Here is a 14,583-nt window from a genome sequence, read left to right on the forward strand (position 1 = left end):
TTCTCCTGCACGGGCAGTTAGCTCGGACATGTCGGGTGATTCGTTAACCCGAATCAATAGCGCGAATCTGTGATTCGGAAACCCGTTTACCCGTATTTCTTTCCTAATTCTTCACCAAAACGGCTAACGTGACCGTTTTGTAAAGCTGATATTTCCCAAAACCCTGTCCAGGGCTTCGCGTTCGCTGCGGTCGATTCGGGCGCCGTTCTTGCCGATTTCATATTGCGCATTGTCTTCCTGTTCGCTGCGCACCGCGCGGTTGCGGGTTTCGGCGGCCTGCTGCAATCGCCAGGTCACCGCTTCGTCGGCCAGCCCGATCAATTCTTCCTCGGCCTCGGCGATTTCGGCGGACAGACCCTTTTCGGCCTGCAGCTTGGCGAATTCCTCCGACACGGTCATCCGGGCGGTTTCGACATCGCCCTGACGGCGCACCGAGGGTGCAATCGCCACATGGGGCAGCGCGAAGATGTTTTCAAGCACCCCCGGCCCCAGAATTTCCGCCAGCCGGTTTTCCAGATCGCCCAACTGGCCGTGATGCGACAGGTCCAACAGCTTGTCGCGCAGCAGCGCGTAATCGGGATCGGCGCAGTCGAGCCGGTCGATTTCATAGTCGAATTCGGCGATCAGCTCGGGCTGGCGCACCAGCGTGGCCAGGATTACCGCCTCGCGCACCCGGTTCTGCACCGCGTCGTCGGCGGCGGCCAGGATGGAAAACTTGGTGCCGGGATTGACGGCAGGGCCGTCCTTGCCGCGCCACGGCTGGCGCCCGCCGCCCTGCCCCGGCACGAAGGCGGCGCGGCGGTTGGGCCGGAACAGGTTCCAGCGCATTTCCTTGATCGCTTCGCCGTAATGGGCGCGGATCGACGGGTCGCGGATCAGCTTGATCTTTTCGCGCAGCGCCTTGTCCAGCGCCGCCTTGCGTTCGGGACTGTCGTAGACCTGGCCTTCGGTTTCGCGCCGCCACAGCAGGTCGACCATCGGGATCGCCGCGTCGAGCAGCGCCTGCATCGCGGCCGGGCCTTCGGCGCGGATCAGGTCGTCGGGGTCCTTGCCTTCGGGCATCAGCGCGAAACGCAGCGACTTGCCCGCCTCCAGCAGCGGCAGCGCCAGGTCGATCACCCGCATCGCGGCGCGCAGACCGGCGGTGTCGCCGTCCAGCGCGATGACCGGTTCCGATGCGATCCGCCACAGCAAATGCAGCTGGTTGTCGGTGATCGCGGTGCCCAGCGGCGCGACGGTGGCGCCGAAGCCTGCTTCGGACAGCGCGATCACGTCCATGTATCCTTCGGCCACGATCAGCGGATTGCCCTTGCCCGCCGCTTCGCGCGCGGGGCCTTGGTTGTAAAGGTTGTGGCCCTTGTCGAACAGTTCGGTTTCCGGCGAATTGAGGTATTTGGCGTTATCGTTCGGGTCCATCGCCCGGCCGCCGAAGGCGATGCAGCGGCCGCGCGGATCGCGGATCGGATACATGATCCGGTTGCGGAAGACGTCATAGGGCTGCTTGCCCTTGGTCGAGGCCCGCGCCAGACCGGCGCCGAGGATCAGGCCTTCCTCCACCCCCTTGCCGCGCAGGTGATCCCACAGGTTCTGCCAGCCCTCGGGGGCGAAGCCGATTTCGAACCGGTCCAGCGTTTCGGGCTTCAGCCCGCGCCGGTCGAGATAACCGCGCGCGGCTTCGGCCCCGCCGCGTTTCAACTGCAGCCGGTAAAACTGCACCGCCATGTCCATGACCTCGGCCAGCTGGCTGCGGCGGTCGGCCTTCTGCTGCGCCTGCGGGTCGCGTTTGGGCAGCGGCATCCCGGCTTCGCGGGCGAGGATTTCCACCGCCTCCATGAAGCCGACATTTTCGGTTTCGCGCACGAAGCTGATCGCGTCGCCCTTCGCGTGGCAGCCGAAGCAGTAATAATAGCCCTTGCGGTCGTCGACGTGGAACGACGCGCTCTTTTCCTGGTGGAACGGGCACGGCGCCCACATGTCGCCCTTGCCCTGGTTGGATTTGCGCGTGTCCCACATGACTTTGCGCCCCACCACCTGTGACAGGCTGAGGCGGTTACGCAATTCATCGAGGAAACCGGGTGGGAGACTCATGGCAGGAACTATAGTCGCAGCGGCCGGACAAGAAAATGGGCCGCGCAATCGCGACCCGGATCAGCGGCACGTCGGGGCGGATTATTGCTTGTAGTCGTTACAGGCGGCTTCGAAGGTGGTGACGGTATCGTCGGTCAGTTGATCCTGCGGCAGCCCGTAAACCCATTGCACCAGGATATCGACATTGCGTTCGTATTTGGTGCCGGCGATGGCATCTGAACGCAGAATGCGCCGGGTCGCGCCCTTCTGGGACTTGCGCCCGGCGCGCAGGGTCACCGCCTGCTGAACGATGCCGGTCTGGATGCCGCAGCGCTGCTGCCTTTCCTGTGCGGTTTCGGCCAGGGCCGGGGCCGCCGTCACCAGGGCGGCAATCGTCAGGGCACGGGTCAGGGCACGGATCATGGATCACCTCGGAAAGCTTTGCGTGCCCCTTGATGACACCCCGCCGGCGCTGACGCAAGAGGGCGCCAGGCGGGGCCGGCCGGCGCGGATGTCAACGGGGCGATTATCTAAGCTTTTATGGAATTCCCGGCGTTTTGGGCAACACTGGAGCCAGCGGAAACGGATTGTCTCCGAAACGGATACGGGGACCCCAGCAAGACCATCGACCCGCCTCAATTTGGCCACGAATCCCTCACACAACATTCCCAGCGCGTAATGCGTCCGTTGGGGACGGGACATCCCTCTGCGGACGGTGTTTTTAAAGGTTAATGACATGCAACAGCAGAATATTGACTGCCACAAGAGTCATCATGACATGGACCGCCCGGCCCGTTTCGACCGGCTGCAAAGGTTCGGCCGCGACGAAGCCGGGTCGATGTCGATGTTTTCCGTATTCCTGTTTATCTGCATGCTGATGGTCGCCGGGATCGGCGTCGACCTGATGCGCTATGAACGCAACCGGGCGAACCTGCAGAACACGCTCGACCGCGCGGTTCTGGCGGCGGCCGACCTGGATCAGACCCGCGACGCGAACGCGGTGGTGGCCGACTACTTCGACAAGGCGGGGATCGCCGACTACCTGACCAGCGTGACGGTAGACCAGGGGCTGGGATACAAGACGGTCAACGCCTCGGCGAAATCCACGCTCGACACCTTCTTCCTGCCGCTGATCGGCATCGACAATCTGACCGCCCCGGCCAGCGGCACCGCCGAGGAACGGGTTGGCAGCGTGGAAATTTCGCTGGTGCTGGACGTGTCGGGATCGATGGCCAGCAATTCGCGGCTGGCGCGGCTGAAACCGGCGGCGATCGAATTCGTGGATGCGATCCTGACCGCCTCGCAAAGCGGCACCGCCTCGATCTCGGTGATCCCTTATGCGATGCAGGTTAATGCTGGGAAACCGATCCTGGAAGAATACACCACCACGGCGGAACACGATTATTCGTATTGCATCAATTTCAACGACGACCAGTTCAGCAAATCCGGCCTGGAACAGGACGAGATGTTGGAACTGACCGCCCATTTCGACCCGTTTACCTGGGACGATGGCGGCGTGACCTACACGGTTTGCCCGACCTTCGACTATTCGCAGATCCTCCCCTTCACCAACGACCAGACCGAACTGCATGACTACATCAACGCGCTCGAAGCCTGGGGCAACACTTCGATCGATATCGGGATGAAATGGGGCACGGTTCTGCTTGATCCGACCACCCGCCCGGTGGTGAACGCCCTGATCAGCAAGGGTGAGGTCAATCCGCAATTTGCCGACCGCCCGGTGAATTACAATTCGGGCGAGACGCTGAAGATCATCGTGCTGATGACCGATGGGCAGAACACGAACCAGTATATGCTGAATCCGTCGATGCGCGATGGACTGTCGGATGTCTGGTACAAACCGGTAAGCGGCGACCTCAACGGGAACGGGGAACAGGACTACGGCGAAACCAATTACCAAATCGCCCGCTATTCGATGATGCGCAGCAACGGAAGCACGACCGACTACTGGTGGCCAAACGAAACCCGCTATGACAATTACGAAGACTGGTACAGCCATCCCTTCGGCGATTGCGAAGATCCGAATGATGCAAGTTCACCCGCCTGTGAAGACGGCGAGGACCGGGCAGAGGACGAGAGCCTGGGTCTGTCACTCGTCCGGCAACTGACCTACCCGGAACTGTTCAACATGACCTCGCTGGCCCACAACGCCGAATACAATCATTCCTACCAGGGCAACCGGTGGTCGGCATGGTATTCCAACGCGTTTTCGAAAAAGGAAGCCTCGGCCAAGGATCAGCGTACCAATCACATCTGTGACGCCGCCAAGGATGAAGGCATCGTTGTATTCACCATTGGCTTCGAAGCGCCGCGTTCCGGCCAGCGCCTGCTGTCGCGCTGCGCCAGTTCGCCCAGCCACCATTTCGACGTGAACGGGCTGGATATCGCGGATGCCTTCGATTCCATCGCCGCCTCGATCACCAAACTGAGGCTGGTCCAATGAGCATGTTCCGGCATTTCCTGGATCGTTTCCGCAGGTCCGAGCGCGGCTCGGCCACGCTGGAATTCGTCATCGTCTTCCCGATCTTCATGGTGCTGATGATGTCATCGTGGGAACTGGGCGTGATCACCATGCGCACCACCACGATCGAACGGGCTACCGACCTTGTGGTGCGCGATATCCGGCTCGGCACCGGCAGCGCCCCGCAGCATGACCAGATCAAGCAGCAGATCTGCGACAAGGCGCCGATCCTGAACAATTGCGACACCAACCTGCGGGTCGAAATGATCCAGCTCGACCCGCGCGCCTGGGTCGATCCGCCGGCGGATGCCGATTGCACCGATACCGCTCAGACGGTTTCGCCGGTACGGACCTTTGAAAACGGCCAGGAAAACGACCTGATGCTGATCCGGGTCTGTTTCAAGGTCGAACCGGTCTTCCCGGGGGTGGGTCTTGGTCACAAGCTCGTCGAAAACAGCGGCGGACAATATGCCCTGGTGGCCGCGGCCGCCTTCGTACAGGAGCCGATTTGATGCCTATCGTGACCCGCGCCAAACAGTTCCTGCGCCGCTTCGGTTCCGAAACCGGGGGATCCGTTGCACTGGAAGCGGTGATCGTCGCCCCCTTCCTGTTCTGGGTGTTCCTGGCCAGCTATGTCTATTTCGACGCCTATCGCCAGACCAGCGTGAACATCAAAGCCAATTACACCATCGGCGACCTGCTGTCGCGCGAAACCGAGGCGATCAACGAAAGCTATATCGACAGCATGGAATCGCTGTTCACCTTCCTGGCCAAGACCGGATCGGATGCGCGTATCCGGATTTCGGTGGCGATGTGGGACGAAGAGGACAACGTTTACAAACTGGACTGGTCCCGGGCCCGCGGCGGCGAAACCGCTCTCACCGATGCCGACATCAACGGCATGGCCAACGAATTGCCCACGCTGATGGACAATGAACGGGTCATCGTGGTGGAAACCTGGAGCCATTACAGCCCGCTTTTCCAAGTCGGGCTGCCGGAAGAGGACATCTACGAACGCTCCTCCACCAGCCCGCGTTTCGCACCGCAACTGGTCTGGGACCGCTACGCGGATTGATCCGGGATCAGGCAGGGATCAGGCGGCGCGCCCGGCGATCTGGGCCTGGATCAGTTCGGCCATGATCTTGGTCTGTGATCCGGGCATCACGCCGCCGATCCCGACCCGGCGGCCCAGCCGCCACCAGATTCCCGGATGCCAGGCGCGCGGCTGCGGCGCGCCCAGGCGAATCATGAACCCGTTCGACGGCTTGAAGGCGAAGGTGCCGCGTTCGACCGCGACGATATCCTCGATCCGCGCGATCACCCGGCCCTCGCTGTCGGTCAGCGCCTCGGCTGTCAGCCGCAGCTGCAGCGCGGTCGCGGCATGCATCTTGACCGACAGGGCGATCGCGGCCGCGCCCAGCACGATCAGGAACAGCTGCCACCCCAGCGACGCCGGCGGCTGCACGAAGCCCACATAGATCAGCAGCGCGCCCAGCACCGCCGTCATGCCCACCCCCAGCCAGCGCCGCGGCGCCGAGGCCTGCGCGGTGGTCAGAATGTCCTGCTTGTCCGATCCGTTCATCGTCTCTCCCCTCATCCTTTGCGCCGCACATAGCGGGTCTTGCGCCGCAAGGCGAGAGGCAAGCGGCGCTCAGACGGAAACCGCCTTGCGCACCATGTCCCAATAGATGCGTTCCACCTCACCCGCCGACAGCCGGCCTTCGGCCCGGTACCAGGTGGTGACCCCGGTCAGCATCGCGATCACCGCCATGGTTTCGATCCGCGTGTCGGCGGGGGCGAAGACGCCCTCTTCCTCGCCCTGGCGCAGGATCGCTTCCAGCTCGTTTTCATAGTCGCGGCGCAGGGCTTCGATCTCGGCGAAGTTTTCCGGCGTCAGGTTGCGCAGCTCCATATAGGCGATGAACACCTCGTCCGAACGATCGAGGTGATAGCGGATGTGGAACCGGGTGAAGTCTTCGAGCTGTTCCAGCGCGCTGCCCGCGCCGCGGTGCTTGGCCCGTTCGGCCAGCAGGTCTTCCATGTGCCGCTTCATCAGGTCGAACAGCAGCGATTGCTTGTCGGGGGTGTAATTGTACAGCGCCCCGGCCTGCACGCCGACCTCCTTGGCGATCTGGCGCATCGAGACGGCGGCATAGCCGTGGCGCGCGAAAAGCCTGAGCGCCGCGTCCAGGACGCGGGGGCCGGTGATATCGGAATGGGAACCTGCTGTTCTTGCCATGACAGGCAATTTAACTGAACATGCGTTCAGATCAAAGGGGGATCAAAGCGCTTTCGCGGCAATGGCTTGCGGGGCGGCCGGTTCTGGTGCAAGAAAAACCATCCCTAGACCGCGAGACGTCATCATGCGCGCGCCCGTTATCCCGATCCTGTTCCTGTCGCTGACCGGTCTGACCTGTCTGGCCGGCTGCACGGATTTTCCCGATCTCGACGAGCGGATCGAACCGGCGGCGCGCACCGCCCCCTACCCGGCGCTGATTCCGCTCGACGCCGTGCTGGGCGGCGGCACAGAACCGCAGATCACCGACACCACCGGCACCGATCTGGAAGCCCGCGCCAGCGCCCTGCGCGCCAGGGCGGCGCGGCTGCGCGCACAGGTCGCGGCCGAGGCCGAAAGCTGACGCGAGGCTGGCCCGCCTCCGCCAATTGCCGCGTTGCACCGGGCAGCAAGACCCGATACATCGGCTGCCTAGGATAAGTGATCTTTCAGGAGGGCCAGATGAGCCACCCCTTGCGCCTCGGAATTGCCGGGCTGGGCACCGTCGGTGTCGGCGTTATCAAAATCGTCCGTCAACAGGCCGCCCTTCTGACAGCGCGCACCGGCCGCGAGGTGACGATCAGCGCCATTTCGGCCCGCTCGCGGGGCAAGGATCGCGGCGTGAACCTGTCGGGTTACGACTGGGAAGACGACCCCGTCGCGCTGGCGCAGCGCGGCGACGTGGACGTCTATGTCGAACTGATGGGCGGATCGGACGGCCCCGCGAAAGCGTCTATCGAAGCCGCGCTGAAGGCGGGCAAGGACGTGGTCACCGCCAACAAGGCGCTGCTGGCCCATCACGGCCAGGAACTGGCCGAACTGGCCGAAGCCCAGGGCCGGGTGATCCGTTACGAGGCCGCCGTCGCCGGTGGCATCCCGATCATCAAGGCGCTGACCGAAGGTTTGGCCGCCAATGAAATCACCCGCGTCATGGGCGTGATGAACGGCACCTGCAATTACATCCTGACCCGGATGGAGGCGACCGGCCAGGGCTACAACGCGCTGTTCGAGGAAGCCAACAAGCTGGGCTATCTCGAAGCCGACCCGAACCTCGACGTGGGCGGCATCGATGCCGGGCACAAGCTGTCGATCCTGTCGACGCTTGCCTTCGGCACCAAGATCGATTTCGACGGGGTGGAACTGGAAGGCATCCAGCGCATCAGCCTCGAAGACATCCGCCAGGCCGCCGACATGGGCTATCGCATCAAGCTGCTGGGCGTGGCGCAGATGACCGGGCGCGGGCTGGAACAGCGCATGTCGCCCTGTCTGGTCCCCGCCGACAGCCCGCTGGGCCAATTGGAAGGCGGCACCAACATGGTGGTGGTCGAAGGCGACAGCGTCGGTCAGGTCGTGCTGCGCGGCGCCGGTGCGGGCGAAGGCCCGACCGCCAGCGCGGTGATGGGCGATGTCTGCGATATCGCGCGCGGCATCCGCTACCCGGTCTTCGGCCAGACGGCGGACAGCCTGAAACCGGCACCGCGCGCGCAATCCACCCTGCCCGCGCCCTATTACCTGCGCATGGGTCTGCGCGACAAACCCGGCGCGCTGGCCAAGGTCGCCTCGATCCTCGGCGAGGCGGGCGTGTCGATCAACCGGATGCGCCAATACGGCCATGTCGACGACAGCGCCCCGGTGCTGATCGTCACCCACAAGACCACCCGCGCCGATATCGACGCGGCGCTGTCGGCGATGGAAACCACCGACGTGGTGACCGGCGCACCGGTGGCGCTGCGGATCGAAAGCGTGTGACCCCCAAGGCCCGCACAGGCGGGCGAGGAACGGTAAGGCATTGAGCGGTACGGAACGGGCATATCTGGGAATCGAAGCGTCGCTGACCGGGCGGCGCTGGATCGGTCCTGGGGCCGAGGTCGAACGGCTGGCCGAAGCGATGCGCCAGCAGACCGACCTGCCCGCCGCCCTGTGCCAGACCCTGGCCCGGCGCGGTGTCGCGCCCGAGGCCGTCGCGGGCTTCCTTGACCCGCAGCTGCGCGAGTTGCTGCCCGATCCGCATTCCCTGAAGGATATGGAAAAGGCCGCCGCGCGCTTCCTGCAGGCGGTGAAGACCCGCGAAAAGATCGCCATTTTCGCCGATTACGACGTCGATGGCGGGTCCTCGGCGGCGTTGCTGATCGACTGGCTGCGCAAGATGGGGCGGCAGGCGACGCTTTACGTGCCCGACCGGATCGACGAAGGTTACGGCCCTAATGAGCCTGCGATGGAGGCGCTGGCGCGCGATCACGACCTGATCGTCTGCGTCGATTGCGGCACGCTGTCCCACGGGCCGATCGCGGCCGCCAAGGGCGCCGACGTGGTGGTGCTGGATCACCACCTTGGCGGCGAAACCCTGCCCGACTGCGTTGCCGTGGTGAATCCCAACCGGCAGGACGAAACCGGCGATCTGGCGCATCTGTGCGCCGCCGCCGTGGTGTTCCTGATGCTGGTCGAGGCGAACCGCCAGATGCGCGGCGAAGGCGCGCAAGGCCCCGACCTGATGGCAATGCTGGATCTGGTGGCGCTGGCCACGGTGGCCGACGTGGCGCCGCTCATCGGCGTCAACCGGGCGCTGGTGCGGCAGGGGCTGAAGATCATGGCGCGGCGCGCGCGCCCCGGGTTGGTGGCGCTGTCCGATGTGGGCCGGATCGATCAGGCCCCGACCTCCTATCACCTCGGATTCGTGCTGGGTCCGCGGGTCAATGCGGGCGGCCGGATCGGCGCGGCCGATCTGGGCGCGCGGTTGCTGTCCACCGACAACCCGGCCGAGGCGCGGGCGATGGCCGAACGGCTGGACCTGCTGAACACCGAACGGCGCGACATCGAAAATTCGGTGCGCGCGGCGGCTATGGAACAGGCCGAGGAACGCGGGCTCGACGCGCCGCTGGTCTGGGCGGCGGGCGAAGGCTGGCACCCCGGCGTGGTGGGCATCGTCGCCTCGCGCCTGAAGGAAGCCACCAACCGCCCCGCCATCGTCATCGGGCTGGACGGCGACGAAGGCAAGGGATCGGGACGCTCGATCAGCGGCGTCGACCTGGGCGCCAGCATCCAACGGCTGGCCGCCGAGGGGCTGCTGATCAAGGGCGGCGGCCACAAGATGGCCGCCGGTCTGACCGTGGCGCGCGACAAGGTCGAGGCGGCGATGGAACGGCTGTCCGAGCTGCTGGCGAAACAGGGCGCGGGCGATGCGGGCCCGGCCGATCTGAAACTGGACGGCGTGCTGATGCCGGGTGCTGCGCAGGTCGAACTGGTTGAACAGATCGAAAAGGCCGGTCCCTTCGGCGCCAGCGCCCCTGCCCCGCGCTATGTCTTCCCGGATGTGGAGATTCGCTTCGCCAAACGGGTCGGGGAATCGCATCTGAAAATCAGCTTCGGTGATGGCATGGGCGCGCGGATCGACGCGATCTGTTTCGGCGCCTTCGACGGCCCGCTGGGGCCGCGCCTGTCGGAACATGGCGGTGCGCGTTTCCACCTGGCCGGGCGGTTGGAAATCAACAGCTGGGGCGGCCGGCAATCGGTTCAGCTGCGGCTGGAAGACGCCGCCGAGGCTGGTTCGGGCCGGGTGTAAAAATTCCGTCACGAAAAGTGAATTTTCCTCTTGCGGTAACGGCGGGCTTTGCCTAAGTACGCCCCACACTACAGAGTGTCCCGTTCGTCTATCGGTTAGGACGCCAGGTTTTCAACCTGGAAAGAGGGGTTCGATTCCCCTACGGGATGCCACTTTCCCCCGGCATCGAATATCGACCAGAAACCCGCAGTTATCGGGCCGTCCGATTTGCGCCCTGCGCAAATGCACAGCCCTCATGCGGCCGGGAAGAAGTGACAAATCCGGGACGACCTTTATATCAGGGGTTCGGGCCGCGCGCCCTCCTTCGACCCCGCAGAATTAGGTGACCAAATGACCATCCAATACACGCCCCCCAAGGTCTGGACCTGGGAACAGGAAAGCGGCGGCACGTTCGCCAGCATCAACCGCCCCGTCGCCGGGGCCACGCATGATGCCGAACTGCCGCGCGGCGAGCATGATTTCCAGCTCTATTCGCTGGCCACGCCGAACGGCGTCAAGGTTACCGTGATGTTCGAGGAACTGCTGGAAGCCGGGCATGAGGGCGCCGAATACGACGCCTGGCCGATCAAGATCGGCGACGGCATGCAATTCGGGTCGGGATTCGTCGAGGTGAACCCCAACTCCAAGATCCCCGCCCTGCTGGACCTGAGCGGCGACGAACCGCTGCGGCTGTTCGAAAGCGGCTCGATGCTGCTGCACCTTGCCGACAAGTTCCGCGCCTTCCTGCCCGCCGAAGGCCCGGTGCGGACCGAGGCGCTGAACTGGCTGTTCTGGCAGATGGGCAGCGCGCCCTTCCTGGGCGGCGGCTTCGGCCATTTCTTTGCCTATGCGCCGGAAAAATTCGAATACCCGATCAACCGCTACGCGATGGAGGTCAAGCGCCAGCTCGACGTGCTGGACCGGCAACTGGCCGAGCGGCCCTATATCGCCGGGGATGACTATACCATCGCCGATATCGCGATCTGGCCCTGGTATGGCCAGCTGGTGCGCAACAAGACCTACAAGGACGCGGCCGAATTCCTCGACGCGGACGGATACACCCATGTGCAGGCCTGGGCCGAAAAGATCGCGGCGCGTCCGGCGGTCAAACGCGGGGTCATGGTCAACCGGCTTTCGGGCGACGAATCCGAACAGGTGCCCGAACGCCATTCCGCTGCGGATTTCGACGGCAAGGCGCTCTGACCCAATTTTCCGGGCGCGCCCGCGGCGTTTCGGCGCCGCGATGCGCGTTCGGAAAAAATTGCGACAAAGGGCACATTTTCGCTCTTGATCTACAAAAGCGCTTTGCCTAAAAGCGCTCCACACTACAGAGTGTCCCGTTCGTCTATCGGTTAGGACGCCAGGTTTTCAACCTGGAAAGAGGGGTTCGATTCCCCTACGGGATGCCACTTTCCCACGGCATATTTGGATCGATGTGAAGCAGCGGCTCGGTGCGTCCGGTTGCGGGTGGTTTCCGTTTGGGGGCTGTGGGAATCTGTCAGGACATCAGACGGCAAAACGCCAGCCCGGGGACCGGACTGGCGCTGACCCGGTTCTTGGTCCAGGTCTGGATTTCTTCTGAAGAAAGTTACGTCTCAGGCGTCGCCGTCATCCTGCGGCGCGTCGGGGTCGGCCTGGCCGACCCCTTTGAAGACGAATTTGAACGGCAACGCCCAGACGATGCCCAAGCCCACATAGATCAGCAGTTCCAGCCAGATCGCCGGCCGGTCGAACAGGTTCACCACGCTGATCGCCGCCACGATATAGGCGGGCAGACCGATCAGCAGGATCACCAGCGACCAGCGGCGGCGGGCTTTGTAGGACAGCGCCATCAGTCAGCGAAGGGATCGGTGACGAGGATGGTGTCGTCGCGTTCCGGCGAAGTCGACAGCAGCGCCACCGGGCAGTCGATCAGCTCTTCCACCCGCTTGACGTATTTGATCGCGTTGGCCGGCAGGTCGTTCCAGCTGCGTGCGCCTTCGGTCGATTCGGACCAGCCGGGCATTTCCTCGTAAACCGGGGTGCAGCGGGCCTGCGCATCGGCGGCGGTGGGCAGGTAGTCGAGCGTTTCGCCGTCGAGTTCATAACCGACGCAGATCTTCAGCGTGTCGAACCCGTCCAGCACGTCGAGCTTGGTCAGCGAAATGCCGTTGACTCCGCTGGTGGCGCAGGTCTGGCGCACCAGGGCTGCGTCGAACCAGCCGCAGCGGCGCTTGCGCCCGGTGGTGGTGCCGAATTCGTGGCCGCGTTCCCCCAGGCGCTGGCCGTCATCGTCCAGCAGTTCGGTCGGGAACGGGCCTTCGCCCACCCGGGTGGTGTAGGCCTTGACGATGCCCAGCACGTAATCGATCGACCCCGGGCCGATACCGGTGCCGGTGGCGGCCTGACCGGAAATCACGTTGGACGAGGTCACGTAGGGATAGGTGCCGAAATCGATATCCAGCAACGCGCCCTGGGCGCCCTCGAACAGGATGCGTTTGCCCGCCTTGCGCTTTTCGTTCATCACCTTCCAGACGGGTCCGGCATATTTCAGGATCTCGGGCGCGATTTCCTTGAGCTGCGCGATCAGGCCGTCACGGTCGATTTCCGGCAGCCCCAACCCCTTGCGCAGCGCGTTGTGATGCACCAGCGCGCGGTCGACGCGCAGTTCCAGCGTCGCGTCATCGGCCAGATCGGCAACCCGGATCACCCGGCGGCCGACCTTGTCTTCGTAGCACGGGCCGATGCCGCGGCCGGTGGTGCCGATCTTGGCGACCGAATTCTGGTTTTCCCGCGCCCGGTCCAGTTCGCCGTGGAACGGCAGGATCAGCGGGGTGTTTTCCGCGATCATCAGGGTGTCGGGATTGATGTCGACGCCCTGGGCGCGGATCGTTTCGATTTCCTTCAGCAGGTGCCACGGGTCCAGCACCACGCCGTTGCCGATCACCGAAAGCTTGCCGCCGCGCACCACGCCCGAGGGCAGCGCGTGCAGCTTGTAGACTTCACCGTCGATCACCAGGGTATGGCCGGCGTTGTGGCCGCCCTGGAACCGCGCGATCACGTCGGCGCGTTCCGACAGCCAGTCCACGATCTTGCCTTTGCCTTCATCGCCCCACTGGGCGCCGACCACGACGACGTTTGCCATTGCTGGCTCCTTTTGAAATTGGATCAAACCCGCGCCCATATATATCCCCTGCCGGGGCAGGGAAACCGGAAATTCGCCCCGGCACTGGACCGGACGCGACAGATTGCGTAATCCATGGTTAATGCGCGAGGGTTCGCATGGGGGACAACATGGGATTACTGCTGCGTTGGTTAGTGGCTTTCGTATTGCTGGCGGCCACGTTCAATCCGACGGAATGGAATTACACATCCTGGGCGGTGCAGCATTACAGCGACCAGACGCCGATGGCGGTGCTGTTGGGGCTTTTGCTGCTGATCGGCTACATCATCTATCTGCGCGCCACCCTGCGCTCGATCGGCGGATTCGGCATGTTCCTGATCCTGGCGGTGATCGCGGCGCTGATCTGGGTGCTGTATGATTATGGGCTGCTGGACCTGGAAAACCCGACGGTGAACACCTGGATCGGGCTGTTCGCGCTGTCGGTGGTGCTGGGCGTCGGGCTGAGTTGGAGCCATATCCGGCGGATGCTGTCGGGCCAGTACGATATGGACGATGTGGAAGAATAGAACCACCCCGGCAAAATCCCCCCTGCCCCACGCCCTTCGGGGTTGCGCCGTCCCGATATAGACCTTAAGTAGCCGCATCGAACCAATCCGAAGGCTGCTCCATGGAAAACGTCGTTCTCATCATCCACCTTCTTCTGGCGCTGGCGCTGATCGGTGTCGTGCTGATGCAACGGTCGGAAGGCGGCGGTCTGGGCATGGGCGGCGGCGGCGGTGCCGTGACGGGCCGCGCGGCAGCCACCGCATTGGGCAAAATCACCTGGGTGCTGGCCATTGGCTTCATCTGCACCTCGATCACGCTGACGATCATCGCCGCTGAAAAATCGGCGGGCGGTTCGGTGCTTGACCGCGTCGGCACCGGTGCGACGGCCACCGAGGAAACCGGCGACACCACCGCACCTGCTGCGGGCAACGATCTGCTGCCGCCTTCGGCCGGTGACAATGCGCCGCTGGTTCCGCGCGCCGACTGACCACAACCGATTGAGACAGGCAAGAAGACCGCAACTGCATCTAGCGGTCGTCTTGCTATAATTCTGCGAATCTAGTATTGCTTGA

Annotated in this window: 15 protein-coding genes and 2 tRNA genes; 11 read left to right on the plus strand and 6 right to left on the minus strand. The window is 63.9% G+C overall.

The features are described from left to right. Window positions 1-123 precede the first annotated feature (123 nt). Together dnaG and GR167_RS14105 are read right to left on the minus strand one after the other, a co-directional pair. Window positions 124-2,088, minus strand: coding sequence for a DNA primase (gene dnaG / locus GR167_RS14100; RefSeq protein ID WP_160974356.1), 1,965 nt, complete (start codon window positions 2,086-2,088; stop codon window positions 124-126). Window positions 2,089-2,169: 81 nt separating this feature from the next. Then, window positions 2,170-2,490, minus strand: coding sequence for a hypothetical protein (locus GR167_RS14105; RefSeq protein ID WP_160974357.1), 321 nt, complete (start codon window positions 2,488-2,490; stop codon window positions 2,170-2,172). Between the two features lie 355 nt (window positions 2,491-2,845). On the opposite strand from GR167_RS14105, the gene GR167_RS14110 reads away from it, so the two are divergent. Genes GR167_RS14110 through GR167_RS14120 form a run of 3 tightly spaced genes read left to right on the plus strand, consistent with a single transcriptional unit; the run spans window position 2,846 to window position 5,624 of the window. After that, window positions 2,846-4,531, plus strand: coding sequence for a TadE/TadG family type IV pilus assembly protein (locus GR167_RS14110; RefSeq protein WP_160974358.1), 1,686 nt, complete (start codon window positions 2,846-2,848; stop codon window positions 4,529-4,531). Then, the gene (locus GR167_RS14115) at window positions 4,528-5,061 is read left to right on the plus strand and encodes a TadE/TadG family type IV pilus assembly protein (protein ID WP_160974359.1); all 534 of its coding nucleotides are present in this window, start codon (window positions 4,528-4,530) and stop codon (window positions 5,059-5,061) included. Before GR167_RS14110 ends, GR167_RS14115 begins: the two co-directional genes overlap by 4 nt. Next, window positions 5,061-5,624: a TadE/TadG family type IV pilus assembly protein gene (locus GR167_RS14120; protein WP_160974360.1), complete on the plus strand. Its 564-nt coding sequence runs from the start codon at window positions 5,061-5,063 to the stop codon at window positions 5,622-5,624. Before GR167_RS14115 ends, GR167_RS14120 begins: the two co-directional genes overlap by 1 nt. Window positions 5,625-5,642: 18 nt before the next feature. Here GR167_RS14120 and GR167_RS14125 read toward each other — a convergent pair whose 3' ends face one another. Together GR167_RS14125 and GR167_RS14130 are read right to left on the minus strand one after the other, a co-directional pair. Beyond that, complete coding sequence (locus GR167_RS14125) at window positions 5,643-6,131, minus strand: hypothetical protein (protein ID WP_160974361.1); 489 nt, start codon at window positions 6,129-6,131, stop codon at window positions 5,643-5,645. A 69-nt stretch (window positions 6,132-6,200) separates the two neighbouring features. Then, window positions 6,201-6,788 carry a TetR/AcrR family transcriptional regulator gene (locus tag GR167_RS14130; RefSeq protein WP_160974362.1) on the minus strand — a complete coding sequence of 196 codons (588 nt, stop codon included), beginning with the start codon at window positions 6,786-6,788 and terminating at the stop codon, window positions 6,201-6,203. Between the two features lie 124 nt (window positions 6,789-6,912). Between GR167_RS14130 and GR167_RS14135 the strand changes: the two genes are divergently transcribed. From GR167_RS14135 to GR167_RS14160, 6 genes are all read left to right on the plus strand, one after another. After that, window positions 6,913-7,188: a hypothetical protein gene (locus GR167_RS14135; protein WP_160974363.1), complete on the plus strand. Its 276-nt coding sequence runs from the start codon at window positions 6,913-6,915 to the stop codon at window positions 7,186-7,188. Window positions 7,189-7,286: 98 nt separating this feature from the next. Beyond that, a complete protein-coding gene (locus GR167_RS14140) occupies window positions 7,287-8,573 on the plus strand; it encodes a homoserine dehydrogenase (RefSeq protein WP_160974364.1) in 1,287 nt (428 codons plus the stop codon). Window positions 8,574-8,613: 40 nt separating this feature from the next. Continuing rightward, window positions 8,614-10,383 (plus strand): single-stranded-DNA-specific exonuclease RecJ, encoded by a 1,770-nt coding sequence (gene recJ / locus GR167_RS14145; RefSeq protein WP_160974365.1) that lies wholly within the window; start codon window positions 8,614-8,616, stop codon window positions 10,381-10,383. A 77-nt stretch (window positions 10,384-10,460) separates the two neighbouring features. After that, window positions 10,461-10,535: transfer RNA gene (locus GR167_RS14150), tRNA-Glu, on the plus strand. A 178-nt stretch (window positions 10,536-10,713) separates the two neighbouring features. Then, on the plus strand, window positions 10,714-11,565 hold the full coding sequence (yghU, locus tag GR167_RS14155) for a glutathione-dependent disulfide-bond oxidoreductase (protein ID WP_160974366.1): 852 nt from the start codon (window positions 10,714-10,716) through the stop codon (window positions 11,563-11,565). A 131-nt stretch (window positions 11,566-11,696) separates the two neighbouring features. After that, window positions 11,697-11,771, plus strand: a tRNA-Glu gene (locus GR167_RS14160). Window positions 11,772-11,957: 186 nt separating this feature from the next. Here GR167_RS14160 and GR167_RS14165 read toward each other — a convergent pair. After that, window positions 11,958-12,194 carry a DUF2842 domain-containing protein gene (locus GR167_RS14165; RefSeq protein ID WP_160974367.1) on the minus strand — a complete coding sequence of 79 codons (237 nt, stop codon included), beginning with the start codon at window positions 12,192-12,194 and terminating at the stop codon, window positions 11,958-11,960. Beyond that, window positions 12,194-13,486: an adenylosuccinate synthase gene (locus tag GR167_RS14170; RefSeq protein ID WP_160974368.1), complete on the minus strand. Its 1,293-nt coding sequence runs from the start codon at window positions 13,484-13,486 to the stop codon at window positions 12,194-12,196. The genes GR167_RS14165 and GR167_RS14170 overlap by 1 nt, the downstream gene beginning before the upstream one ends. A 149-nt stretch (window positions 13,487-13,635) precedes the next feature. Here GR167_RS14170 and GR167_RS14175 point away from each other — a divergent pair, with 149 nt between their 5' ends. Together GR167_RS14175 and secG are read left to right on the plus strand one after the other, a co-directional pair. Next, window positions 13,636-14,031 (plus strand): DUF6524 family protein, encoded by a 396-nt coding sequence (locus GR167_RS14175; RefSeq protein WP_160974369.1) that lies wholly within the window; start codon window positions 13,636-13,638, stop codon window positions 14,029-14,031. A 101-nt stretch (window positions 14,032-14,132) separates the two neighbouring features. After that, window positions 14,133-14,498, plus strand: coding sequence for a preprotein translocase subunit SecG (secG, locus tag GR167_RS14180; RefSeq protein ID WP_160974370.1), 366 nt, complete (start codon window positions 14,133-14,135; stop codon window positions 14,496-14,498). Window positions 14,499-14,583: the final 85 nt, after the last annotated feature.

The organism is Thalassovita mangrovi, assembly GCF_009857745.1.
Classification (GTDB): Bacteria; Pseudomonadota; Alphaproteobacteria; order Rhodobacterales; family Rhodobacteraceae; genus Thalassobius; species Thalassobius mangrovi.

Excerpts from the sequence above, each read along its gene's own strand:
- GR167_RS14170 (WP_160974368.1), bottom strand. The coding sequence starts at position 13,486 with ATGGCAAACGTCGTCGTGGTCGGCGCCCAGTGGGGCGATGAAGGCAAA.
- secG (WP_160974370.1), top strand. The coding sequence starts at position 14,133 with ATGGAAAACGTCGTTCTCATCATCCACCTTCTTCTGGCGCTGGCGCTG.
- GR167_RS14135 (WP_160974363.1), top strand. The coding sequence starts at position 6,913 with ATGCGCGCGCCCGTTATCCCGATCCTGTTCCTGTCGCTGACCGGTCTG.
- GR167_RS14110 (WP_160974358.1), top strand. The coding sequence starts at position 2,846 with ATGGACCGCCCGGCCCGTTTCGACCGGCTGCAAAGGTTCGGCCGCGAC.
- GR167_RS14115 (WP_160974359.1), top strand. The coding sequence starts at position 4,528 with ATGAGCATGTTCCGGCATTTCCTGGATCGTTTCCGCAGGTCCGAGCGC.
- GR167_RS14175 (WP_160974369.1), top strand. The coding sequence starts at position 13,636 with ATGGGATTACTGCTGCGTTGGTTAGTGGCTTTCGTATTGCTGGCGGCC.
- GR167_RS14140 (WP_160974364.1), top strand. The coding sequence starts at position 7,287 with ATGAGCCACCCCTTGCGCCTCGGAATTGCCGGGCTGGGCACCGTCGGT.
- GR167_RS14105 (WP_160974357.1), bottom strand. The coding sequence starts at position 2,490 with ATGATCCGTGCCCTGACCCGTGCCCTGACGATTGCCGCCCTGGTGACG.
- GR167_RS14130 (WP_160974362.1), bottom strand. The coding sequence starts at position 6,788 with ATGGCAAGAACAGCAGGTTCCCATTCCGATATCACCGGCCCCCGCGTC.
- GR167_RS14165 (WP_160974367.1), bottom strand. The coding sequence starts at position 12,194 with ATGGCGCTGTCCTACAAAGCCCGCCGCCGCTGGTCGCTGGTGATCCTG.
- GR167_RS14125 (WP_160974361.1), bottom strand. The coding sequence starts at position 6,131 with ATGAACGGATCGGACAAGCAGGACATTCTGACCACCGCGCAGGCCTCG.
- GR167_RS14120 (WP_160974360.1), top strand. The coding sequence starts at position 5,061 with ATGCCTATCGTGACCCGCGCCAAACAGTTCCTGCGCCGCTTCGGTTCC.
- dnaG (WP_160974356.1), bottom strand. The coding sequence starts at position 2,088 with ATGAGTCTCCCACCCGGTTTCCTCGATGAATTGCGTAACCGCCTCAGC.
- yghU (WP_160974366.1), top strand. The coding sequence starts at position 10,714 with ATGACCATCCAATACACGCCCCCCAAGGTCTGGACCTGGGAACAGGAA.